This is a genomic window from Streptomyces sp. NPDC054863 (assembly GCF_053610825.1).
This window is the reverse complement of sequence record NZ_JBSGZD010000543.1, coordinates 1-1,785: the sequence shown is the minus strand read 5'-3', so window position 1 is coordinate 1,785 and position 1,785 is coordinate 1. Positions and strand designations below refer to the sequence as shown.

The following is a 1,785-nucleotide window of genomic DNA, read 5'->3' as shown; positions in this document are numbered from 1 at the left end:
ATCATCCGCGACCTGGACCTGCTCCGCCCGATCTACGCGCAGACCGCCGCGTACGGCCACTTCGGCCGCGAGCTGCCCGACTTCACCTGGGAGCGCACGGACCGCGTGGACGCGCTGAAGAAGGCCGCCGGCCTGTAAGGCGTACACACGCTCACGGGCACATGCTCACGGGCACACGCTCACGGGTTTCGCTGCGCGACGGCCCCGGACCGCTTGAGGCGGGACGGGGCCGTCGCGTTTTTCCGTGTGCTCGTGCGGGGTGCGGAATTGCTGTGCCCTGCACGGGACTTGGGCCTAGGGTGGGGGCAGCCCGGTGCGCAGGCGAGCGGATACTTCCTGGGTGAACACACCCTCGCGGGTTCGAATCCCGCCGCCGGTTCCCTGCCGGGGGCCGGTGTGGCCGAGCGGTCCATGGCACGAGTCGCCCTTCGGGGCGTGAGCCGCTTGCCGCTTTGATCTCGGGCGACTTCTTCGGGGTGGTCAGAACTTCTTCGGGGTGGTCAGAAGGGGAGCGGGGAGTCCACGCCGTCGACCCTCTCCGACGTGGTGGCGTCGTCTTCCCGGGCCGGCGGGACGTACCCGTAGCGGTTGCGGATGCCGTCGGCGAACGCCTCGTTCAGGTGCTCCACCGTGTTCGCCACGTGCTCGGCGAGCAGCGGCACTTCCGAGGAGTCCGACGACAGTCCCAGGGTGTGCAGCAGCCGGGCGAACATTTCCTCGGGCGAGGGGTCCGGGGCGACTCCCGCGGTGTGTTCCGGCGTCTGCTCCGGCCCGGCAGCGTACGTGAAGCCGTGCCCGGAGCCGGGCGGGCCGTCGGGCGGGCGAATCCCGTCGGGCGTCCCGGATGCGTCCGGGTCGTCACCCGGCGGCCGGGGGACCAGGTGACGCAGCCTGTCGTCGATGTCGGTGTCGTTGACGGCCGAAGTGAGCTGGGCGAGTAGCCCGAGGTCTTGCACGGTCCGGTCGATCTTGTCGTCGTTGCGGTGCAGCCACCACACGACCGCGCTGCCGGTGTTCGCCAGTACGTCGTCGCCCAGGTAGGCGCGGCGGCTCTGCTCGTACTTGCGCTCGTGTTCCCAGACGGCCTCGTCCTTGCGTACGGCGGCCAGCTTGGCGAGCCGGTCGCGGTCCTGGTCGGAGAGGGTGAGGGAGATGTCGACCGCCATGGCTTCGACCCGGCCGGTCATGTCGTCGTCCATGGTCGCCAGGTGGCCGTCCAGTTCGTGCTGCACCAGCGAGGTGCGGGTCGGCCGGCGCACGGCGGTGAGCTGCCGGGCGCGAGCCAGTACCGCGTCGACGGCGAGACCGCTCGCGTTGACGGGCGGTGCACCGGCGGGAACGGAGTGGGGGCACCAGCGGATCGTCGCGGAGAAGCGGAAGTCGTAGTCGTCGTAGCTGCTGGGGAGGACGACGTCGGTGATCCGTATCTCGCGCTTCTCCAGTGGAGGAACGGGCAGATCCGGTTCACGTCGCAATTCGGCGGGGAACGGATCCTGGCGGCGCCCGGCCAAGCGGATCACCAGCAGAGGAATGGCGATCAGCAGGAAGGCGGCTGCCGGCCACACCCATAGCGGCCAGCCTTGGCAGAGGCTCAGGATGGCGATCAGCAGCCCTGTGATCAGAGTGAGGAAGACGGTGACGGTCTTCTGGCCGGAGCTCATGGGGTGGTGTCCTCCCGGGGTGGGGTGGGCCTGAACCGCTGGGCACTGGTGATCTTCCGGAAGAGGTGGGCGCGCAGCGCGTCCGACCTGTGGTCTGCCGGAGCGGTTGCGGCCAGTTGTACGG

Annotated in this window: 2 protein-coding genes; one reads left to right on the top strand and one right to left on the bottom strand. The window is 69.8% G+C overall.

Going from position 1 to position 1,785, the window contains the following annotated elements; translation table 11 throughout:
* A partial coding sequence (locus tag ACWGIG_RS38740; protein ID WP_453326421.1) for a methionine adenosyltransferase domain-containing protein occupies positions 1 to 138 on the top strand: 138 nt, incomplete at its 5' end.
* Positions 139 to 500: 362 nt separating this feature from the next.
* Here ACWGIG_RS38740 and ACWGIG_RS38735 read toward each other — a convergent pair.
* Complete coding sequence (locus tag ACWGIG_RS38735; RefSeq protein ID WP_453326420.1) at positions 501 to 1,661, bottom strand: hypothetical protein; 1,161 nt, start codon at positions 1,659 to 1,661, stop codon at positions 501 to 503.
* Positions 1,662 to 1,785: the final 124 nt, after the last annotated feature.

Excerpts from the sequence above, each read along its gene's own strand:
- ACWGIG_RS38735 (WP_453326420.1), bottom strand. The coding sequence starts at position 1,661 with ATGAGCTCCGGCCAGAAGACCGTCACCGTCTTCCTCACTCTGATCACA.